The 19,402-nt window shown below is 44.5% G+C and carries 18 protein-coding genes and 1 tRNA gene; 9 read left to right on the top strand and 10 right to left on the bottom strand.

All coding sequences use genetic code 11. The features are described 5' to 3' along the window. Positions 1–24: 24 nt before the first annotated feature. Positions 25–1,446 (bottom strand): glycoside hydrolase family 125 protein, encoded by a 1,422-nt coding sequence (locus DXN05_RS07760; RefSeq protein WP_116846668.1) that lies wholly within the window; start codon positions 1,444–1,446, stop codon positions 25–27. A 176-nt stretch (positions 1,447–1,622) separates the two neighbouring features. Between DXN05_RS07760 and DXN05_RS07755 the strand changes: the two genes are divergently transcribed. The 3 genes from DXN05_RS07755 (at position 1,623) to DXN05_RS24615 (ending at position 2,751) form a co-directional block, all read left to right on the top strand. Further along, a tRNA-Gln gene (locus DXN05_RS07755) sits at positions 1,623–1,696 on the top strand. 153 nt (positions 1,697–1,849) lie between these two features. Then, complete coding sequence (locus DXN05_RS07750; RefSeq protein WP_116846667.1) at positions 1,850–2,032, top strand: hypothetical protein; 183 nt, start codon at positions 1,850–1,852, stop codon at positions 2,030–2,032. 542 nt (positions 2,033–2,574) lie between these two features. After that, positions 2,575–2,751 (top strand): hypothetical protein, encoded by a 177-nt coding sequence (locus DXN05_RS24615; protein WP_158559160.1) that lies wholly within the window; start codon positions 2,575–2,577, stop codon positions 2,749–2,751. A gap of 159 nt (positions 2,752–2,910) precedes the next feature. Here the strand turns inward: DXN05_RS24615 and DXN05_RS07745 are convergent, their stop codons facing one another. From DXN05_RS07745 to DXN05_RS07710, 8 genes are all read right to left on the bottom strand, one after another. Continuing rightward, the gene (locus DXN05_RS07745; protein WP_147313860.1) at positions 2,911–4,716 is read right to left on the bottom strand and encodes a hypothetical protein; all 1,806 of its coding nucleotides are present in this window, start codon (positions 4,714–4,716) and stop codon (positions 2,911–2,913) included. Between the two features lie 127 nt (positions 4,717–4,843). Further along, entirely contained in the window at positions 4,844–5,890 is a 1,047-nt protein-coding gene (locus DXN05_RS07740) for a hypothetical protein (RefSeq protein ID WP_116846665.1), read from the bottom strand. Positions 5,891–6,232: 342 nt separating this feature from the next. Then, positions 6,233–6,688, bottom strand: coding sequence for a MauE/DoxX family redox-associated membrane protein (locus DXN05_RS07735; protein WP_116846664.1), 456 nt, complete (start codon positions 6,686–6,688; stop codon positions 6,233–6,235). Between the two features lie 329 nt (positions 6,689–7,017). Next, entirely contained in the window at positions 7,018–7,875 is an 858-nt protein-coding gene (rfbD, locus tag DXN05_RS07730) for a dTDP-4-dehydrorhamnose reductase (RefSeq protein ID WP_116846663.1), read from the bottom strand. Between the two features lie 10 nt (positions 7,876–7,885). Further along, positions 7,886–9,196 (bottom strand): nucleotide sugar dehydrogenase, encoded by a 1,311-nt coding sequence (locus DXN05_RS07725; RefSeq protein WP_245975153.1) that lies wholly within the window; start codon positions 9,194–9,196, stop codon positions 7,886–7,888. After that, positions 9,183–10,163 (bottom strand): UDP-glucuronic acid decarboxylase family protein, encoded by a 981-nt coding sequence (locus DXN05_RS07720; RefSeq protein ID WP_116846662.1) that lies wholly within the window; start codon positions 10,161–10,163, stop codon positions 9,183–9,185. The genes DXN05_RS07725 and DXN05_RS07720 overlap by 14 nt, the downstream gene beginning before the upstream one ends. Before the next feature lie 21 nt (positions 10,164–10,184). Next, complete coding sequence (locus DXN05_RS07715) at positions 10,185–11,483, bottom strand: UDP-glucose dehydrogenase family protein (RefSeq protein ID WP_116846661.1); 1,299 nt, start codon at positions 11,481–11,483, stop codon at positions 10,185–10,187. Positions 11,484–11,489: 6 nt separating this feature from the next. Next, positions 11,490–12,623 (bottom strand): DegT/DnrJ/EryC1/StrS family aminotransferase, encoded by a 1,134-nt coding sequence (locus tag DXN05_RS07710; protein WP_317125862.1) that lies wholly within the window; start codon positions 12,621–12,623, stop codon positions 11,490–11,492. A gap of 194 nt (positions 12,624–12,817) precedes the next feature. Here DXN05_RS07710 and DXN05_RS07705 point away from each other — a divergent pair, with 194 nt between their 5' ends. Beyond that, positions 12,818–14,086, top strand: coding sequence for a 3-deoxy-D-manno-octulosonic acid transferase (locus DXN05_RS07705; RefSeq protein WP_116846659.1), 1,269 nt, complete (start codon positions 12,818–12,820; stop codon positions 14,084–14,086). Here DXN05_RS07705 and DXN05_RS07700 read toward each other — a convergent pair. Beyond that, entirely contained in the window at positions 14,059–15,078 is a 1,020-nt protein-coding gene (locus DXN05_RS07700) for a hypothetical protein (RefSeq protein ID WP_116846658.1), read from the bottom strand. The two genes, DXN05_RS07705 and DXN05_RS07700, sit on opposite strands and share 28 nt — an antisense overlap. 84 nt (positions 15,079–15,162) lie before the next feature. Between DXN05_RS07700 and DXN05_RS07695 the strand changes: the two genes are divergently transcribed. The 5 genes from DXN05_RS07695 (at position 15,163) to DXN05_RS07675 (ending at position 19,310) form a co-directional block, all read left to right on the top strand. Continuing rightward, on the top strand, positions 15,163–15,741 hold the full coding sequence (locus DXN05_RS07695; protein WP_116846657.1) for a thymidine kinase: 579 nt from the start codon (positions 15,163–15,165) through the stop codon (positions 15,739–15,741). A 117-nt stretch (positions 15,742–15,858) separates the two neighbouring features. Continuing rightward, positions 15,859–16,524, top strand: a complete 666-nt coding sequence (locus DXN05_RS07690; RefSeq protein WP_116847129.1) for a heme exporter protein CcmB — start codon at positions 15,859–15,861, stop codon at positions 16,522–16,524. Positions 16,525–16,876: 352 nt separating this feature from the next. Next, positions 16,877–17,557, top strand: a complete 681-nt coding sequence (gene ccsA, locus DXN05_RS07685; protein ID WP_116846656.1) for a cytochrome c biogenesis protein CcsA — start codon at positions 16,877–16,879, stop codon at positions 17,555–17,557. Continuing rightward, positions 17,550–17,786 carry a CcmD family protein gene (locus tag DXN05_RS07680; protein WP_116846655.1) on the top strand — a complete coding sequence of 79 codons (237 nt, stop codon included), beginning with the start codon at positions 17,550–17,552 and terminating at the stop codon, positions 17,784–17,786. Before ccsA ends, DXN05_RS07680 begins: the two co-directional genes overlap by 8 nt. Before the next feature lie 105 nt (positions 17,787–17,891). After that, the gene (locus tag DXN05_RS07675) at positions 17,892–19,310 is read left to right on the top strand and encodes a Glu/Leu/Phe/Val family dehydrogenase (RefSeq protein ID WP_116846654.1); all 1,419 of its coding nucleotides are present in this window, start codon (positions 17,892–17,894) and stop codon (positions 19,308–19,310) included. Positions 19,311–19,402: the final 92 nt, after the last annotated feature.

Here is a 19,402-nt window from a genome sequence, read left to right as displayed (position 1 = left end):
TTTTTAAAGTATAACGTTACTGATTTATGCTAACAATTGTGGATGTTCCCTGTACACTTTCCAGATAAATTCGCCGAAAAGGGTATTTGCCCAGGCAAACCATTTGCGGGAGAATTTGCTGGCATCGTCTTTATGGAAAGATTCGTGCATGAACCCGGTGCCGGCGTGTACACGTTGCAGCATATCAACACAGGCTTTGATTTCTTTTTCGTCTGTGCTGGTAAGTCCCTGCATGGTAATACTGATAGGCCAGATATAATCCAGGCCAGTGTGCGGGCCGCCGATGCCTTGTCCGGCTGCGCCTTTAAAGTAAAAAGGATTTTCGCTGCTCAGCACATAACGGCGTGTGTTTTTATACAACGGATCGGTAGCCGCCATAGCACCGAGGTAGGGCAATGACAACAGAGAAGGCACATTGGCATCATCCATTAAATTATAGCTGCCGTAGCCATTGGTTTCAAAGGCAATGATATCGCCATAGGTTGCATGGTGTGCTTTGGCGTATGCGTCCAATGCTTTTTTCACCTGTGCAGAAAGGGCTGCTGCACTTGCTGCCAGTTCGTTGCTGTGCAGCGCGGCAGCCATTTCACTTAACTGCTGCAGTGAGCGGTAAGCAAAGTAGTTGCTTGGTATGAGATAAGGATAAATAGTAGCATCATCACTGGGCCTGAACATAGAGCAGATTAAGCCATTGGGTTTGTTGGGATAGCCATACCCGCCCAGTGGAACGCCATCGGTAGCCCAGGCAGTTTTGCGCTGGAAGCTATAAGGACCTTTACCTTCAAAACGCTGTTGTGTTTTAAAAGTCTGCACCACAAGCTTCATGGCCGATAGCCAATGTGCATCAAAAGGTGTGGCGTCGCCGGTTTGTTTCCAGTAACCATAACTTAAACGGATGGGGTAACATAGGCTGTCTACCTCCCATTTGCGTTCATGAATACCGGGCTTCATATCGGTGATATCCGTTTTTTCCCATTCGCTTTCTTTGGTTTCATCTTTATAAAAAGCATTGGCATACGGATCTTTGATAATACATTTTGCCTGGCGGTGAATAACCCCCTGTATCAGCTGTTGCAATGCCTTATCGGTTTTACACAGCGGGATATAAGGCCATACCTGGGCAGAGCTATCGCGCAGCCACATGGCATCAATATCACCTGTGATTACATAGGTATCCGGCTTTCCATCGATCATTTCAAACGTTACGGTTGTATCGAGTGTATTGGGAAAACAGTTTTCAAAAAGCCAGGCTATTTCTTTGTTGCCAATATTTTTCTTGATATCTGCGATGAGATTTTCTACTGCCGGGCTGCTGAATTTTCTGAAGCCTGCCCCTACTCTTACTACGGGAAAGTCGGATGATTGTGTCATAGCTCCTGCATACTTGGTTGCAACCAGGGCGGCTGATGCCATGGCTGTTTGCTGAATAAACGCTCTTCTTTTCATACTGGTTATCGCTATTTAGTAGTGCTGCAAAATAAGCAACTATTTCTACCAAATATTGAGCAATAAGGTTTTAGCTGAATATTTTATCCGGGTACGGCTAAAAAAGAACTAAAATTCCCGTACATTTTTTTTGCCAGTTAATACCACTCCCCTATTTTTGCAACCCAATTACGGATTGGACCATTGTGTAACGGTAGCACTGCAGATTTTGGTTCTGCCTGTCTAGGTTCGAATCCTAGTGGTCCAACCAACTAAAGCGAAGATTTTCTTCGCTTTTTTTATTCTACTGCACACCGTACCTGGTGAATTTTTCCTCTTGCACTTTATGGCGCTGCTGCCTTTTTTCGAAAAAAACATGAAACACTGAATTATCCTGCCGGCGATTGTACGGCATGCCACCGCTTTGTTTGCACAGGACTGCAAGGACTTTTATTTTTTACAGGCCAATAAAACGGTGGAGATCACCATTTGCAATAAAAAGAACGAAGAAACCGGTAAGAACGTGTATACCGTGAGTGATGTTTCGGGCAGTAATTTCACTACGGTCAATGTGCAAAGCGAAGTATTCAATAAAGGAAAAGTCTGAAATTGTTTGCTGAGCAATTCAATGCAGCCTAACTGGTAATGCGAACCAATAAATTAAGGTAAAGTTTCTGCAGAAGTGCAGGGGGAATGAAACATACTTTACAAACAGCGGAGCAACCGGAGATAAAATGCATATGTACCGTTCGCGCATGCCGTGCAATTATATGACACCGCAAATTTGTAAATGGGTGAACGGCATTAAATTTTTCTGCATCTACTGAACAATTGGCGATAGTGATATTGTTAACCTGCAGAAACGAGTAAAACCTGTTAAGAGTGGAAGCCCAGATCACCTCCATTACAGTTCACCAACGCGTGTGAACTGTATTCCTTAACAGGTGGAGGTACTCCCAGTTGCCGGGATAACTGACTGTATAAACACCCGATACTATTCATTCCTATTGAACAGATCAGTCGGTATATGTCCGGCATTCACTCAAGCCAACTTGAGCCGTGCAGATACAAGCAGAAATAGTAATAAATATGGATTGAAGAGATTTACCAGATAGGAAGCCCATGTTTGGCCTCGTATAAATCGTATACATGACGTCTGCAAAGAATAAATGGGTGAAGCATTATTCATTTTTTTTCAAAACACCAGGCGTATGTACACCAACCCCAGCTGCATTTACAATAGCTTACATAACAAATACTACGGCTATTTCATGCATTAATAAATTTGGTGGGATTGAAATGGTTTTGCAACCAGGAAGAAAATAACCTAAAAAACCTGTTAAGCGCGGAAGCCCTCATTGACCTCCTTTGCTAGCTAGCTTAAGATCATCGCAAATTACTTATCAGGCAAGATGAAGATAGTAACAATATTGGAATATACCAAATGAATAATGAAAAATATTGAAAGTTTTTTTCCTGCGGAATCTACTTGCTATCGTCGTTGATCACTTTTTGAAATTGAATAACATCTCCCTTATCACTAATGCCCTCTACAATTACCCGACACTTTTTTCCAGGATTTTTAAAACTAAAGGTGTTTGTGTGAATGTAGGGCACCCATAAATAAGTGATTCTGTCAGGTTGTGTCCAATTTAAAGGCCTGGTATAACCTGTGATCATCATCTTTTTCATGTTGGTTTCCTTTTCCTGAATATCATCCCCTTTGCGTCGATATATGCAAATTCGAATGGGATCGTTTTTTCCATACCTATTATAGTCTTCAATCACTTTAGCATAAGCCAGTTCTTTGATCGGTAAAAATTTAATATTGCTCCACCCCACCGGTTGCTCATCAAGGAAGAAGCTAACAGCCTTCCCATGATATTCAGGTTGTACATTACCTGCATCGTACTCAAATCCCATTAAATTACGTTTTAAATAGTCAGAAATTGAGTAGATATCTTTAGTCGCATCCTTATCCATTAAGTTGAAATTAAAATGAGAAGGCCATGTAAACTCATTTGTTGTATACTTTTTATCCAGCCATTTATTTTTATTCTGCCACGATGTGGTCACCGTTACACCCTGCAAATAAACTGAACTGTCCTCATCTCTGATTTTACCGGTAGGCGAAGCTATTACCGGGGCCTGTATAGGCCGCGTCTGTTGTATGGTATCTGTACGATATTCCGTTTGATTAACGCCGCTAAACTTACGTACACCTCTATCCACTACCTGCACATCTAAATCTTTCTTCTCATTGCCAGGAATATAATATACATAAGCTGTGTCAAAAAAATATATGCCTTTCATATTAACACGTCCCGCAGTGTCTGTACTCATTAGTTCCGGAGGTATTGTAGTGTTTCCCTTTTGCACTCCAACTATTATAGGCATGTTAGTGTAAAGTTTTTTCTTTTTTATGCTTCTGAATGTGGTTTGAAAAGACAGGTAATCCAAGCTATCTTCCGGATTTTTCTTTTCGCTAACAGCATGTATTATGGTAGTTGAATTGTAAGGTGTGGCCGCATCTATTACAGTAAGCGAATAGTTCCACCGGCTGGTATCATTAATTATTAGGCTACACGTATCCAGCCTGTTTTGTATTTCGGCAGATACAGGTTTGGAAGGTATAAACAGTTCATGTTTTGCCCATAACTGCTGTCGATAACTATATAGCAAGGATATATTACCATGCAAACTGTCAATAGGTAAATTGAGCACCCGCCAATGCCCGCTTTTCAAAAAAAATGGCTGTCTGGCAATTGTATCCCCCATGTGTATTGCAGTGAGGTAAAGTGTAGAGTCTCTGTCAAATAATCCCGTGTCAGGAAACAGGGAGCATCGAATAATATTATCCTCATACTTTGAGATAATGGTAAGGTGCAGCGAGTCGGTCATGGCAACAACACCAGAATCTTTTGGAAAACTTCGCACCACGATTTTCTCGCTATCTGCCACAGTAATAGATTGAATATCATCCAAAGATCCTTTAGTGTAGCTACGTAACCAATATAAGCCCGGCATGTTAGGCAACACCAGCTGACCAAGCGAATTATTACGTATAATAGGGAATAATTTTCGGAACACCAGCTTTCCTGCATCAGTATATAACTCTGCATAAAGCGTGGAATTAACCACATTTACGGCATTACTAACTACATAGCTTTTGAACCATAGCGTATCGCTAGCATATGCCACCTGCTTATCCAGATGCAAATGAATACTCTCCGTTTGTGACAGGGCTAAGCGAGACCAAAGCAGTAAGCTAACAATAACAATTTTTCTCATTTCATATTTTTTAGCAGAGAGCCTACCCCAGCAAATCATTTTTTTAAAAAATTGATTTGCTGCCGGAATTTATATTGCTCTTGTAGACAAGTTGTTAGGCAACTGCCAAATGAATATTCAAAAAAAGTTACTGCATATTAGCTGGTAATCGCAACTCATGTACACTGATATAATTTCCGTTAAGCGCTAACAACCACTTACCCATCACTCTAAAATCCCTGATTTTTTTATGATCTATGTCATGAATAAAAAAACTGTATAAATACTTTCCTGATTTCACATTGTAAACATCAATATCAGATGATTCGCTAAACATTTGTTCATCTTCATTATTGGCTTTTAAAGCAGAATAAACATATAACAAACCATTGCTAATACAGCTCGCTTTGTTTACAACCACTGGCGGAGCCGACATGGTGACTTCCTGTTGTGATGCAATGCTACCAACGCTTAACTTAACATGACTAACAGTATCTATCGTTTTACCAATAGACAATACATTAAGATTCGTATCCAGGCGAACAAACTGGTTTCTATAATAGTACAGATAGACGATAGCGGCATTTACCCGGTCGTATTGTAATATGCCATCGGTACAAAAAATGCCATCCACCTGTTTTTGCAATACATTTTTATTAAGCGCAATAGAGTCTGCTGTGTATTTCAGTAATATATGCTGCTTTAGTTTCTTGTCAACTGCTCTTAAAATCAATGTGCCTTTTGATACCGGGACGGCAGAAGTAAAATAGGCATTCATTAAACGCTGCTCTAAATGCTTTCGCTTCAGTGTATCATAAAACATTTGTCTGCCAATGCCATCAAACAGGTAAGTACCCGCAGCATCAACATATAATTTTGCACTTTTATATATCTTCTGACCTACCGGACTTATACTCAGCATATTTATATTGGTATCTTTCAAAGCACTGCCCACTTGCATTATATAGCCGGGGGCAGTAACATTCCCTAAAAAGAAATGCTCATTATCATCCCCGGCTATGTACCAGCTATTTGCACCAACATTTAAAATTTGATGTGGTGTTGCTATATGAGGCGGTAACAATCGTATAAAACCGTTTGGTGTATTGTTTACCTTTTTAGAATAAGCGTATAAGCCCCATATTGAAATTATACCCGAAGCCGCACAAAGGAATAGAATTTTTACCTTCTGCATTTTTAAAATTGAAAGGGCTAAAACAAACGATACATAGGATTAAAACAAAATGTAGTACCATCATCATGATATAACACAAAGGAAATCGCCTCTTCATTGTGATAGGTACAATATGCTCCTACTTCAGATATAACGCAGTCACTGTCAGGATAGCTAATGATTGTACATCGTCCACCGGGAGAACTGGCATATGATACATAGTAAAGTACCTGATTCTTCTTCTTCGCTACCCGCGTATACGCTGAAGCGCCTATTGCCAAAGCAAAAATCAATACGTATACAATTGCTTTCCTTTTCATAAATACAAGTTTAATGATGATGCCTACTCTTAAGATTTTCGGCTTACTCTGTTACAAGTTGTTCAGACGGGATGACTGCTTTTGCGCGACCGCCTGGTGATGCCGTAAGCATAACACCGGCAGCTCCCAGTAAAATAAAGACAGTATTAAAAATCAGATGCTGATTCCAGTTCATTTGCTGCAGCACGCCGCCGCAGGAACAGGGAATGTAATCGCTCCATTTCAGTATAACAATAATGTAGGTGGTAAACATAACCATCAATGTGAAAGAAGCATACAGGGCAATAAGCCTGGTTCTTGATAATACCAGCAACACAGCGATGATTAACTCTGTTACAGGTACCACTACTGCTACTTTACCCGCGAATGCTGTTAATAAAGGCGATTTGCCTAACTCAATCCTGAACTTATTATAGTCCATGAGCTTGCTGCTGCCTGCGTACACGAACAACAATACAAACAATAAAACGATGATTTCAATCATCCATTTCTTTTTCATAGCTGTTAGCTTTGGATCAATAAGTAGGATTCGAAACAGCAATGTGGCAACATTCCTGTAAAAACTCTTGATTGGATTACATCAAAGCCAGATTGAAAAGTGATAAAAGATATTGGCTGGCTTGTTTTAGATCGAAGACCGTTGAGATTCCGAGCACTGATACGCCAGATAACGGCCTGATCTTAGAAGAAACACTCTCATGGAGAAGTGTTGAGTGAAGCTAAAAACAAAATTTCATTTACGCAAGCGTTCTTAAAAAAAAATTAAGGCAGCCGTTAATCAGCTGCCTTATTCGTTTAATTATCAATTTGTTCATTTAGTTCCTAGCCCTACAACAATTGCATACATGCCTCTAAACGCTCCTGCCATGGTTTTATGGGCACATGAAATGTATCTGCTATTTTCTGTTTATCCATTACTGAATAGGCAGGCCGCCTGGCAGGTGTAGGATAACCACTGGTAGGTATGGGATGCACTGTGCAATTTAATGCTGCAATAGCACGAATGGCTTCTGCAAACTGGAACCATGAAATAACACCTTCGTTGCTGTAGTGGTATATGCCTGCAACCGGTTGGTGCAATACCTGCAAAATCGCTTCCGCTAAATCGTACGCATAGGTAGGTGATCCTACCTGGTCGCTCACTACATTTAAATCTGTACGGTCTTTCATCAGGCGCAGCATGGTTTTCACAAAGTTGTTGCCATGTGAGCTGTACACCCATGATGTGCGGATAATGACTGTACGCTCATTATTCTTCAATGCCAGCTGCTCGCCCTGCCATTTGGTATAACCATAATAGTTTACAGGGTCTGTTGCATCTTCGGGTTTGTATGGGCTGGTTCCATTGCCATTGAATACATAATCGGTAGAAACATGTATCAGCCATGTTTTGTATTCATTACACAAACGCGCTATAACACCCACTCCTTCTGCATTTGCAGCCAGCGCAGCTGCCTGTTCGGCCTCAGCTTTATCTACCGCGGTATAGGCTGCACAGTTGATGAAAAATGCCGGTTGGTATTGTCTGAATGCCTGTTCTATGCTGGCCGCATCAGACACATCCAGTCCTGTTCTGTCTGCAAATACAAATTCATATGTATCCTGAAATGCACCTGCCAGCTGTTGCAATTCATATCCCAGCTGACCATTTTTACCCGAAACTAAAACGATCTGTTTGTTTGCCATTGTAGGTTGCTTATAAACTCCAGTATTGCCTGGATTGAATATGATTACGATAAATACCCCTGATATCGGCTATCAGTGCATGAGGCTGTGTAATACTTTCAAAATAAGCGCCGGTTAACTGCAGGTATTCTTTATGGCATACTGCAATCACCACCGCATCATATTTTCCGTGCGGCACCTGTATTAAACCAAAGCCATATTCCCGCTGCAATTCATCGCTGTTTGCACCGGGGTCTGTAACTTCTACCTGCAAATGATACGCTTGCAGACTATGTACCACATCGGCCACTTTTGAATTACGGATATCCGTAACATTCTCCTTAAAAGTTGCGCCCATTATCAGCACTCTTGCATCACGCACGTTGCTGCAATTGGCAATAATATGCTGCACTACTTTTTTAGCCACATACGCACCCATGCCATCATTGATATAACGGCCGGCCAATATTACTTTTGAACTGTAACCCAGTTCGGCCGCTTTATAGGTTAAATAGTAGGGATCAACACCAATGCAGTGCCCGCCAACCAAACCAGGAGAGAATTTCACAAAGTTCCACTTGGTGGCAGCTGCTTCCAGTACCTCAAAAGTATTGATGCCCATTTTGTCGAAGATGATCGACAATTCATTCATCAATGCAATATTGAGATCACGCTGTGTATTTTCAATAATCTTGGCAGCTTCTGCAACACGTATGGAGGACACTTTGTGCACACCTGCACTGGTTACCATACCATACAGTTTTGCGATAGTTTCTGTAGCCACTTCATCACATCCAGCCACTACTTTGATAATGTTCTGCAGGGTGTGTTTTTGATCGCCCGGATTTATGCGTTCAGGAGAATACCCAACTTTAAAGCCGGTGCCCAAGGCAAGGCCGCTTATTTTTTCAATAACCGGCACACAATCTTCTTCTGTACAGCCAGGGTACACAGTAGATTCAAATATTACATACCCTCCTTCACTAATCACTGAACCTACTGTTGCAGCGGCTTTCAGTAACATTGAAAGATCAGGTACATTGTGATCGTCCACCGGCGTAGGTACGGCTACAATAAAACATACGGCTTCCCGCAGCACTTCCGCATCTGCAGTAAACCGTATGTTACTATTGCTGAAATCGGCAGCCGTCAATTCATTGGCAGGGTCTGTTCCCTGCTGTAATTGTGCTACACGATCTTTATTGATGTCAAACCCAATAACAGGTACATGCTTCGCCATACCCAATGCCACCGGTAAGCCTACATATCCAAGTCCTATTACCGCCAATGCACGCTTACCCGACAAAAGATCATCCAGCATGTTATTGTTATCTTGATTCAAATGTTTTTGGCTGTTTTACAAGTTCTTCTTTGGGAAGCATTTTAAAATAATCGTACGTTTTTTTCAAACCTTCTGCACGCCCAACGGTGGGCTCCCAGCCCAGCAATTCTTTTGCACGGGTAATATCCGGCTTTCTTTGTTTGGGATCGTCTACCGGTAATGGTTTGTACACGATTTTAACTGCAGACCCTGTAAGCTTCAATACTTCCAGTGCAAAATCTTTCAATGATATTTCATCCGGGTTGCCAATATTTACCGGCTCGCTGTAATCACTCATCAGCAATCGGTAAATACCTTCTACCAGGTCATCCACAAAACAGAATGATCTTGTCTGGCTGCCATCACCAAATACAGTCAGGTCTTCCCCGCGTAATGCCTGTCCGATAAATGCCGGCAGCGCACGGCCGTCGTTGAGGCGCATACGCGGACCGTAGGTATTGAATATGCGGATGATCCTTGTTTCCACGCCATGAAACGTATGGTAGGCCATGGTAATGGCTTCCAGGTATCGTTTGGCTTCGTCGTACACACCGCGCGGACCAACGGGGTTAACATTTCCCCAATAGGTTTCTTTCTGCGGATGCACCAGGGGGTCACCATACACTTCGCTTGTAGAAGCTACCAGTATCCTGGCTTTCTTTTCGCGTGCAAGGCCCAGGCAATTGTGTGTACCCAAAGCGCCTACTTTCAGCGTTTGAATAGGTATTTTTAAATAATCGATCGGACTGGCCGGTGAAGCGAAGTGCAGGATATAGTCCAGCTCACCTGCCACATGAATGAATTTCGTTACATCGTGGTAATAAAATTCAAAATCAGGCAATGGAAACAGGTGCTCAATATTTTTGAGATCACCGGTTACCAGGTTATCCATACCAATTACATGGTAGCCTTCTTTAATAAACCTGTCGCACAGGTGTGAGCCTAAAAACCCGGCGGCCCCGGTGATAAGGATTCTTTTTTTACGCATAGGTGTACTTTTATTAGCTGATTATGGTCGTCCAACGCTTTCGTAATGATATCCCATCTCACGCATCGTTACCGCATCAAAAAGATTGCGGCCATCGAAGATCACCTTGTTTTTCAGTGCAGCACTTATCTTTTCAAAGTCAGGTGTTCTGAATTCATTCCATTCCGTTGCAATAACCAGTGCATCGGCATTTTCAAGGGTCTGGTACTGATTGGCATAGGTAATGCTGTCGCCGAACTGCCGTTGCGTATTGGCAATTGCTTCGGGGTCAAATGCACTTACGGTAGCCCCTTCATCCAGTAAGGCCCTGATCATATCAAATGCCGGCGCTTCCCTTACATCGTCGGTATTGGGTTTAAAAGCCAGTCCCCACAACGCAATATGCTTACCTTTTAAACTTCCCTGAAAATAACGTTTTATTTTAGGAAGCAGGTGCAGTTTCTGTGTTTCATTTACTTCCATTACGGCTTTCAGTATCTTGAATTCATACTCGGCCTCTTCGGCTGATTTGGCCAGCGCCTTTACATCTTTGGGAAAGCAGCTGCCGCCATAACCAATACCGGGGAATAAAAAGCGTTTACCAATGCGTTCATCGGTACCAATACCTTTGCGTACCATGTCAACATCTGCGCCCAGCCTTTCGCACAATTGTGCAATCTCGTTCATGAAGCTTATTTTCATGGCGAGGAAGGAATTGGCTGCATACTTGGTAAGCTCGGCTGATTTTTCATCCATAAAAATAACCGGGTTACCCTGGCGCACATAAGGTGCAAACAAATCACTCATCAGCTTCTGTGCCCTTTCAGAATTGGTGCCCACTACTACCCTGTCGGGTTTCATGAAATCATCTACTGCCACGCCTTCCCGTAAAAATTCGGGATTGCTTACTACATCAAATTCTCCCTTGTAATTTTTAGCAATGGCTGCATGTACTTTCGCAGCAGTGCCAACAGGTACGGTGCTTTTATCAACAATTACTTTATACTCTTTCATAATGCGGCCCAGGTGGTCAGCAACACCCAGCACATAACTCAGGTCAGCACTGCCATCTTCACCGGGTGGTGTAGGCAGGGCCAGGAAAATAATCTCGGCATCGTGCACACCGGCTTCAATATCGGTGGTAAATGTTAAACGCCCGTCTTTCAGGTTACGCTCGAACAATTTTTCCAGTCCTGGCTCAAATATGGTGATTTCACCGGCGCTGAGCTTGTTTACTTTCTGTGTGTCGATATCTACACAGGTAACATAATTACCTGTCTCGGCAAAACAGGTTCCTGTAACCAGGCCAACATAGCCGGTTCCGATTACCGCAATTCTCATAAGCTTTTATTTATTTACAAATTCCAATACGGATGTGGTGATAAATTCCAGCTGTTGCTGATCCAGCTCGGTATGCATAGGGAGTGAAATAACACGCTGGGTTAACCAATCGGTTACCGGCAGCTCATATTGCGACAGTCCGAAAGATGCAAACATTTCCTGGCGATGGCCGGGAACAGGATAATACAGCATGGAAGGAATACCTTTTTCAGCAAGATATTGATTCAAACCGTCCCTGTCAATACCTTCCAGTACTAAGGTATACTGGTGGTACACGTGGTTGCTGTATGCTGCAACATAAGGCGTGGTAATGCCTTTCACGTTTTTGAATGCATTGTTGTAAAAGTCTGCTGCCTTTTGCCTTGCAGCAATGTACTGGTCAAGCAGGGGCAGTTTAATGTTCAGCACAGCTGCCTGAATCGTGTCCAGCCTTGAATTGCAGCCTACCAAATCGTGGTAATAACGTTTACCCTGGCCATGGTTGGCAATCTTGCGCATTTTATCGGCCAGCATATCGTCGTTGGTGAAAACAGCACCACCGTCACCGTAACCACCCAGGTTTTTAGAAGGGAAGAACGATGTGCTGCCGATATGCCCGATAGTGCCTGCCTTGCGCACCGTGCCATCGCTGAAACGGTAATCGCAGCCAATGGCCTGCGCATTGTCTTCCAGCACATATATATTATGTTCGGCGGCAATCTGCATAATCACTTCCATGTTGGAAGCCTGTCCATACAAATGCACCGGTACAATCAGTTTGGTTTTGGGGGTAATCGCCTTTTTCAGGGCGTCTGTGTCTATGCAAAAGGTTTGGGCGTCCACTTCTACAAAAACAGGCTTTAACTTCAGCAGGGCCGCTACTTCGGTTGTGGCAATAAAGGTGAAAGACGGGGCAATTACCTCATCGCCAGGCTGCAGGTCAAGCGCCATCATGGCTATCTGCAGGGCGTCGGTGCCGTTGGCACAGGGAATTACGTGTTTCACGTCGAGATAGCGGCCAAGGGCTGCCGCAAAATCATGTACAGGTTTTCCATTGATAAAAGCAGCACTTTCCATCACTTCAATCACCGCTTTGTCTACTTCCGCTTTAATATGCTGGTATTGGGTCTTGAGATCCACCATTTGAATCGGCCTCATCATATAAACACATTTTGAATGGTGGCAAAGCTAGGGAATATCGAATATTGAACAAGGAATATCGAACAAGCACACCATTACAGCCCGTGAAACATATCCTGAAGCCCGTGAAACATAAAAGCAAGCTCACTTTCAACGCATAACATGCTTGTTCCTAGTACAATATTTGCTTCCTTTGCAACACAATTATTACTGATATGGGGCAGCTTTTGTATACCATTTTCACCCGCTTATACCCGCTGTTTGCCCGTTTGCTGGGCCTGTTTAACCCCAAGGCCGCCAAATGGGTTGCCGGGCGCAACCGTGTATTCAACAGGCTGCAGCAGGCTTTTGCAGCTGAAAAACGGCCGGTGATATGGGTGCACTGCGCCTCTCTTGGCGAGTTTGAACAGGGCCGCCCGGTTATGGAAGCCCTCAAACAATCGCACCCGCAATGCGCTGTGCTGCTCACTTTTTTCTCCCCGTCGGGTTATGAAGTACAGCAACACTATGCACAGGCTGATTATGTATACTACCTGCCTATGGACAGTCCGCGCAATGCCGCCCGCTTCCTGGCCATTACACGCCCTGTACTGATTCTCTTTATCAAATACGAATTCTGGTATTATTACCTGCAGGCTGCCCGCAAACAGCAGGTGCCCCTGCTGCTGGTATCGGGCATGTTTCGCGAACAACAACCGTTTTTTAAATGGTATGGCAGCTTTCACCGCAGCATGCTTGGCTGCTTTACCCACTTTTTTGTGCAAACCCCGGCCGCTGCCGGGTTGCTGAAGCATATAGGCGTAACCAATGTTACTGTAAGCGGTGATACGCGGTTTGACAGGGTGCTGCAAATAGCCCAACGCCCCAGGCACATCGATGGTATTGAAGATTTTTGTGGCGGGCTGCCTGTATTGGTGGCAGGCAGCACCTGGACTGATGATGATGAAGAACTGGACCACTACGTAAATACACACCCTGGCAGCCGTTTTATTATTGCCCCGCACGATATTGGCGAAGCACGCCTGCGGGAATGTGAACAGCTGTACAAACATGCCATCCGCTACTCTGCCTACCTGGCCCTGCTGCAAAAAGGCGAATCGGCAGCAGCAGGTACCAATACACTTATTATTGACAATATTGGTATGTTAAGCCGGCTGTACCAATACGCTACAATTTGTTATGTAGGCGGCGGCTTTGGCGGAGACGGTATTCACAACATACTGGAAGCAGCTGTTTACCACAAACCCGTTGTTTTTGGGCCTGTGTATGACAAATACATTGAAGGGGTAGAAATGATTGAAGCAGGCGGTGCCCTCTCTGTTCCCGATGCATTGCACCTGGAAGCAGCATTTGAGCGTTTGCTCAGCGATCAGCAGTTTTACAATGAAACAGCCACGGCAGCAGGGGAATATGTGGCTTCAAAAGCCGGGGCTACCGGCATGGTATTACAGTATGTTCAGGAGAAACGTCTTTTAACCAGCTGATAAAAATGTTGTACAATATCAGCGCGGTCGTTCCAGCCCAGCTTCAGCGTTAATTCGCGCTGTATCCAGTAATTGGCTTCAGGATAAATGGTGAAGGCATTAATGGTTTTAATGCTGCGCTCGTACATGGTTTCATCTCCGCGAAACAGTTCGTTGATAAACTGGTAGCGGTCGTTAATGCCGATTGCTTTTTTGAGATCCTGTATAGGACTGTCCTGCAGTACGGTTACCAGTTCTATATTTTTGTCGAGCATAAAACGCTCGTTCAGACTTTCTGATTTTCCGCCGCCCATTGCCTGGTTGAGGTCGTATCCTTTGGTTGCCTGGTGGCTTAATGTAGGCACATCGTGTACGGGATCAAACATCCAGGCATTGCTGCCGTTGGCGCGTGCAGGTGTTTTGGGCGGTATATTTTCTTCCCTGTACTTCCGGGCTTCCTGTTCTTTTACTTCAGGCATTTCTGCTGCGAGCGACATTACCGGCGTTGGCTGCTGCACAGGCTCTGCAGCAGTTTCTTTTGCAGCAGCAGGTTGTGCTGTTTCTTTTATTTCCTGTTGGGTGTTGAAATTACCCACAGGTGGTAATGATTGCAACACGGCAGCAACCGATGTTTCAATAGCAGGCATTACAGGCTGCACAGGTTCGGCAACCGGTGTTTGGGTAATTGTTGCTGCGGCTGCAGGTTCAGCTACAGGCGCTTCTATAACCGGTATTGCTGTTGCTGTTGGCACTGCAGGTATTTCCGCTGCAGGCTGTGCATAACTTTCCTGTTGCTGAAACGCAGGTGTGCCCGCAGTTTCAGCAGCAGCTGTGTTGAATGAAGAAGAAGCCATCATCACAGCTACATTAGTATTGATATTATTTTCTTTATTTTGCCGGCACTGCTTTAATTCGGTAAGCAACATCTGGGTGGTGAGCAAAAGTTTATCTGCATCAGCCTGTTGCTGATACTGTTCCAGCAATTTATGAATGAGCGTAGCAACTCTTTCCATAGGAGATGTACTTTTGGGGGCTTAGTAAGTTAAAAAACTCTTCTAAGTTACTAAGGATTTTTAATTCAAATACAATATTTATCAATGTTTATTGAACCGCACATCAGGGGCGAACGCAGGGGCTGGATTGAAGTTGTATGCGGCTCTATGTTCAGTGGCAAAACGGAAGAGCTTATCAGGCGTTTGAAACGTGCGCGGATTGCCCATCTGAAAGTGGAGATATTTAAACCCTCGATCGATGTTCGCTATGATGAAACGCAGGTGGTAAGCCATGATGCCAACAGTATTCAAAGTACGCCCGTAGATAACTCCCAAACCATTTTGCTGCTTGCGCAGGATGTGGATGTGGTGGGTATCGATGAAGCGCAGTTTTTTGATAATGAAATTTTGCATGTATGTGAAACTTTAGCGGTGAAAGGCGTCCGGGTGATTGTTGCGGGTTTGGATATGGATTTCGCGGGCAAACCGTTTGGCCCTATGCCCGGACTGCTTGCAATTGCTGACTATATCACCAAACTGCATGCCATATGCGTACGCTGCGGCAATATCGCCACCATGTCTTACCGTAAAACGAAACAGAACAGCCAGGTATTGCTTGGTGAAAAAGAAACTTATGAACCCCGCTGCCGCACGTGTTATCATGAAGGAGAGAATGAATATTGAAACAGGTACGAAGCTTCTGCGGAGAGCAGAACAAATGTTAAAGGGTTGATAATATTGAATAATGCTTGCGTACGATTCACATTTTATGGCTCACACTGTTTGCTTACTTTTGCGCCCATGCAAAGCAGCTCAACTACCCATATCACTGCACTTGTAAAAAAGGACATCCTGCTTGAAATGCGCCAGCAGTTTAGCCTGTACGGCGTTTTGCTGTATGTGGCGGCTACTATTTTTGTGGTGTATCTCATTAACGGGCAGCCGGAAAGTGATACCTGGAACGCACTGTTCTGGGTGGTGCAGCTGTTTGTTTGTGTAAACGGCGTTGCCAAAAGCTTTCTGCAGGAGCAGCGCGGGCGCATGCTGTACTTCTACTCTATTGCAGGCGCAAAGGATTTCATTCTCGCCAAATTGATCTTCAACGCCATACTTATGCTGGTAATGAACCTGCTGGCCCTGGGCATTTTCCTGGTATTGCTGGGCAACCCGCTGGAGCATATGGCTACGTTTATCGGTATCAGTCTCATGGGCGGTCTCGGTCTTAGCCTGGTTTTTACCTTTTTATCAGCCATCGCCGCCAAGGCACAGCAATCGGCTTCACTGGTGGCTATTCTTGGTTTCCCGGTAATTATTCCGCAGCTGTTGCTGCTGGCCAGGATTGCGAAAATTGCCTTCGCGCCGGTTATTCAAAGCGGGTTAACCCAAATGCTGCTGCTGCTGGTAGGCTTCGATGCACTGGTAGTGGTGCTCGCCATTATCCTGTTCCCGTTTTTATGGAAGGACTAGCCGGCTGCCTGTTTTTATGCCAAACTTTTCTACATATATCGCATTAACATAATATATATTTTTCATTATGGCATGCCTGCTTTTCAATATGGCAGGTTTGTTTTGTAAGGTCTTGCACCGTTGTACGGTAAAAATTATATAAGTGCTTACATAATTTTTGCATGCAATAACGGCATCTTTACAAATCAGGTTTCTTCTGCCAAAGGCATGCTTTCGTAATTACAGAAAGATTTTAAAACTAACAGCTGTTTGTAAAGCGCTTTCCCCCTAATTTTGCTGCGCAGAAGAAACCAATTAAGCCGGGATCCCCCTTGTCCGCAGTAATCCCCCGGCTGTTTGTAAAACGAAAAGCATGATTCGTCAGTCCTGGTGGAAGTTATTGTCCTTTGTATTATTGATGTACGTATGCAGCATGGGCTTTATTGTAAAAGTTCCTTTGCTGGACGGTCGCCTGCAGCAATCTGTACGCAACCTGTTTTTCCATGTACCTATGTGGATTTGCATGATGACGCTGTTCAGCGTATCGGTGTATTATGCCGTACGTTTTCTGCGTAATCCTCAAACCAATTATGATTTGTATTCGGTAGAGTTTGCCCGTACCGGTCTGCTGTTCGGTTTTTTGGGTATTACTACCGGTGCTATCTGGGCCAATTATCAATGGGGCGAGCCCTGGAGCGGTGATCCCAAGCAGAATGGCGCTGCAATAGCCTTACTGATTTACTTTGCCTATTTCGTATTGCGCGGTTCAATGAACGATACCGACAAACGTTCGCGCATCAGCGCCGTATACAATGTGTTTGCCTATTGCATGCTGTTCCCCACCATCTGGATACTGCCAAGGCTCACAGAATCATTGCACCCCGGTGGCCGCGGCAGTGAAGGTAATCCCGGGTTAAACCCCGACGATACCACTGCAGCCATGAAAACCGTTATGATCCCCGCCTTTATCGGCTGGACCCTGCTGGGTATATGGATCGCTTCACTGCGCGTTCGCTTGCGCATTTACCAGGAAAACAAAACATCAAATGGATAAATTAAAACGCATTGGCTTTGTAATTGCATTCAGCCTGCTGCAGGTATTTGCCTTTGCACAGGAAATGAACACGACTAAAGAAGACCCGACCGATTTTATGCGCAGCAACGGAAAACTCTATGTAGTGGTTGCCGTGATCGTAACCATCGTTGCAGGCTTGTTTATCTATCTGCTGAACCTGGATAGAAAAATAAGCAGGCTGGAAAAGGATATGAAACAGAAAGCCTAGGCTTTTGGGAATTGCTTATTACGCTTGCTTTTTATAGCCTGTAGCCGGGCTTGCCATTATGAAAATGAAAAAAACCTTTGGATAAACTCTTTAAATTATACTCTCATGTCAGATCAGAACTACAGCTTCTTTGACAGCGTGAACAAAAGCTTCGATAAAGCCTCCGCTTTTACCAAGTGGGAAACCGGCATCCTGGAGCAGATTAAAGCCTGCAATGCTGTATACAGAATGAAATTCCCCGTGCGCAGAGACAATGGTGAAATTGAAGTAATTGAGGCTTACCGCGTGCAGCACAGCCATCACAAAACCCCTTGTAAAGGCGGTATCCGCTTTAGCGAGGCGGTAAACCAGGACGAGGTAATGGCACTTGCGGCATTGATGACTTACAAATGTGCCATTGTAAACGTTCCTTTCGGTGGCGGCAAAGGCGGTATTAAAATAAACCCGCGCCAGTTCAGTGAGTTTGAATTGCAGAAAATTACCCGCCGTTACACTTCAGAACTGATTAAAAAGAAATTCATAGGCCCCGGCACCGATGTACCTGCTCCTGACTATGGTACCGGCGAAAGGGAAATGGCCTGGATTTTAGACACCTACACCACCATGAACCCCGGCGAAGTAGACGCCATGGGTTGTGTAACCGGTAAACCCGTTTCACAGGGCGGTGTACGCGGACGCAAAGAAGCCACCGGTTTGGGTGTGTTTTTCGGCGTGCGTGAAGTGTGCAATATGCCCGAGGTAATGAAACGCCTGGGCTTAACACCCGGTGTGCAGGATAAAACAGTAGTGGTACAGGGCCTCGGTAACGTGGGCTACCACAGCGCTAAATTCTTCCGTGAAGGCGGCGCCAAAGTAGTATCTATCGCAGAATACGAAGGTGCTATTTACAACGAAAACGGCCTGAACGAAGAAGAAGTATTCCAGCACAGGAAAGCCACCGGTTCTATCCTGAATTTTCCCGGTGCCACCAACCTGGCCAACAGCAACGATGCCCTGGAACTGCAGTGTGATATACTGATCCCTGCTGCACTGGAAAACGTGATCAATGGTGAAAACGCTACCCGCGTAAAGGCCAAGATTATTGGTGAGGCAGCGAACGGACCGTTAACACCGGAAGCAGACGAAATATTTGTGCAGAAAGGCACACTGGTTATCCCGGATATGTACCTGAATGCAGGCGGTGTTACCGTTTCTTATTTTGAATGGCTGAAAAACCTGAGCCACGTACGTTACGGCCGCCTGGGCAAACGCTTTGACGAGAACATGAACATTCACATTCTGAGTGTGATTGAAGATATGACCGGCAAAAAAGTGGCTGATGCCGAGCGTAAGTTCATTGGTCATGGCGCCGATGAAGTTGACCTGGTACACAGCGGCCTGGAAGAAACCATGATTGAAGCAACCCGCGAAATCATGAATACCTGGCTGAGCAATCCCGCTATCCCCGATATGCGCACCGCCGCTTTCGTGGTAGCGATCAACAAAGTAGGTACATCTTACGCTGAGCTGGGCATTTTCCCATAACAGCCGTACTAAACCATATTTACCGTAGAACCGGGGGCCTGAAGCGCTCCCGGTTTTTTATTTCCTGGTGATGTCAACCTGTAAACAGGGAA

Source organism: Deminuibacter soli, from assembly GCF_003412455.1.
GTDB classification, from domain to species: domain Bacteria; phylum Bacteroidota; class Bacteroidia; order Chitinophagales; family Chitinophagaceae; genus Deminuibacter; species Deminuibacter soli.
Note: the sequence above shows the minus strand (reverse complement) of the source record. Positions and strands in the feature narration are given on the sequence as shown.

What these genes read in the sequence shown, in the direction of transcription:
- DXN05_RS07745 (WP_147313860.1), bottom strand. Translation starts at nt 4,716, where the DNA reads ATGAGAAAAATTGTTATTGTTAGCTTACTGCTTTGGTCTCGCTTAGCC.
- DXN05_RS07705 (WP_116846659.1), top strand. Translation starts at nt 12,818, where the DNA reads ATGGGGCAGCTTTTGTATACCATTTTCACCCGCTTATACCCGCTGTTT.
- DXN05_RS07675 (WP_116846654.1), top strand. Translation starts at nt 17,892, where the DNA reads ATGTCAGATCAGAACTACAGCTTCTTTGACAGCGTGAACAAAAGCTTC.
- DXN05_RS24615 (WP_158559160.1), top strand. Translation starts at nt 2,575, where the DNA reads ATGACGTCTGCAAAGAATAAATGGGTGAAGCATTATTCATTTTTTTTC.
- DXN05_RS07690 (WP_116847129.1), top strand. Translation starts at nt 15,859, where the DNA reads ATGCAAAGCAGCTCAACTACCCATATCACTGCACTTGTAAAAAAGGAC.
- DXN05_RS07695 (WP_116846657.1), top strand. Translation starts at nt 15,163, where the DNA reads ATGTTTATTGAACCGCACATCAGGGGCGAACGCAGGGGCTGGATTGAA.
- rfbD (WP_116846663.1), bottom strand. Translation starts at nt 7,875, where the DNA reads ATGGCAAACAAACAGATCGTTTTAGTTTCGGGTAAAAATGGTCAGCTG.
- DXN05_RS07680 (WP_116846655.1), top strand. Translation starts at nt 17,550, where the DNA reads ATGGATAAATTAAAACGCATTGGCTTTGTAATTGCATTCAGCCTGCTG.
- ccsA (WP_116846656.1), top strand. Translation starts at nt 16,877, where the DNA reads ATGATTCGTCAGTCCTGGTGGAAGTTATTGTCCTTTGTATTATTGATG.
- DXN05_RS07735 (WP_116846664.1), bottom strand. Translation starts at nt 6,688, where the DNA reads ATGAAAAAGAAATGGATGATTGAAATCATCGTTTTATTGTTTGTATTG.
- DXN05_RS07710 (WP_317125862.1), bottom strand. Translation starts at nt 12,623, where the DNA reads ATGATGAGGCCGATTCAAATGGTGGATCTCAAGACCCAATACCAGCAT.
- DXN05_RS07740 (WP_116846665.1), bottom strand. Translation starts at nt 5,890, where the DNA reads ATGCAGAAGGTAAAAATTCTATTCCTTTGTGCGGCTTCGGGTATAATT.
- DXN05_RS07720 (WP_116846662.1), bottom strand. Translation starts at nt 10,163, where the DNA reads ATGCGTAAAAAAAGAATCCTTATCACCGGGGCCGCCGGGTTTTTAGGC.
- DXN05_RS07700 (WP_116846658.1), bottom strand. Translation starts at nt 15,078, where the DNA reads ATGGAAAGAGTTGCTACGCTCATTCATAAATTGCTGGAACAGTATCAG.
- DXN05_RS07760 (WP_116846668.1), bottom strand. Translation starts at nt 1,446, where the DNA reads ATGAAAAGAAGAGCGTTTATTCAGCAAACAGCCATGGCATCAGCCGCC.
- DXN05_RS07715 (WP_116846661.1), bottom strand. Translation starts at nt 11,483, where the DNA reads ATGAGAATTGCGGTAATCGGAACCGGCTATGTTGGCCTGGTTACAGGA.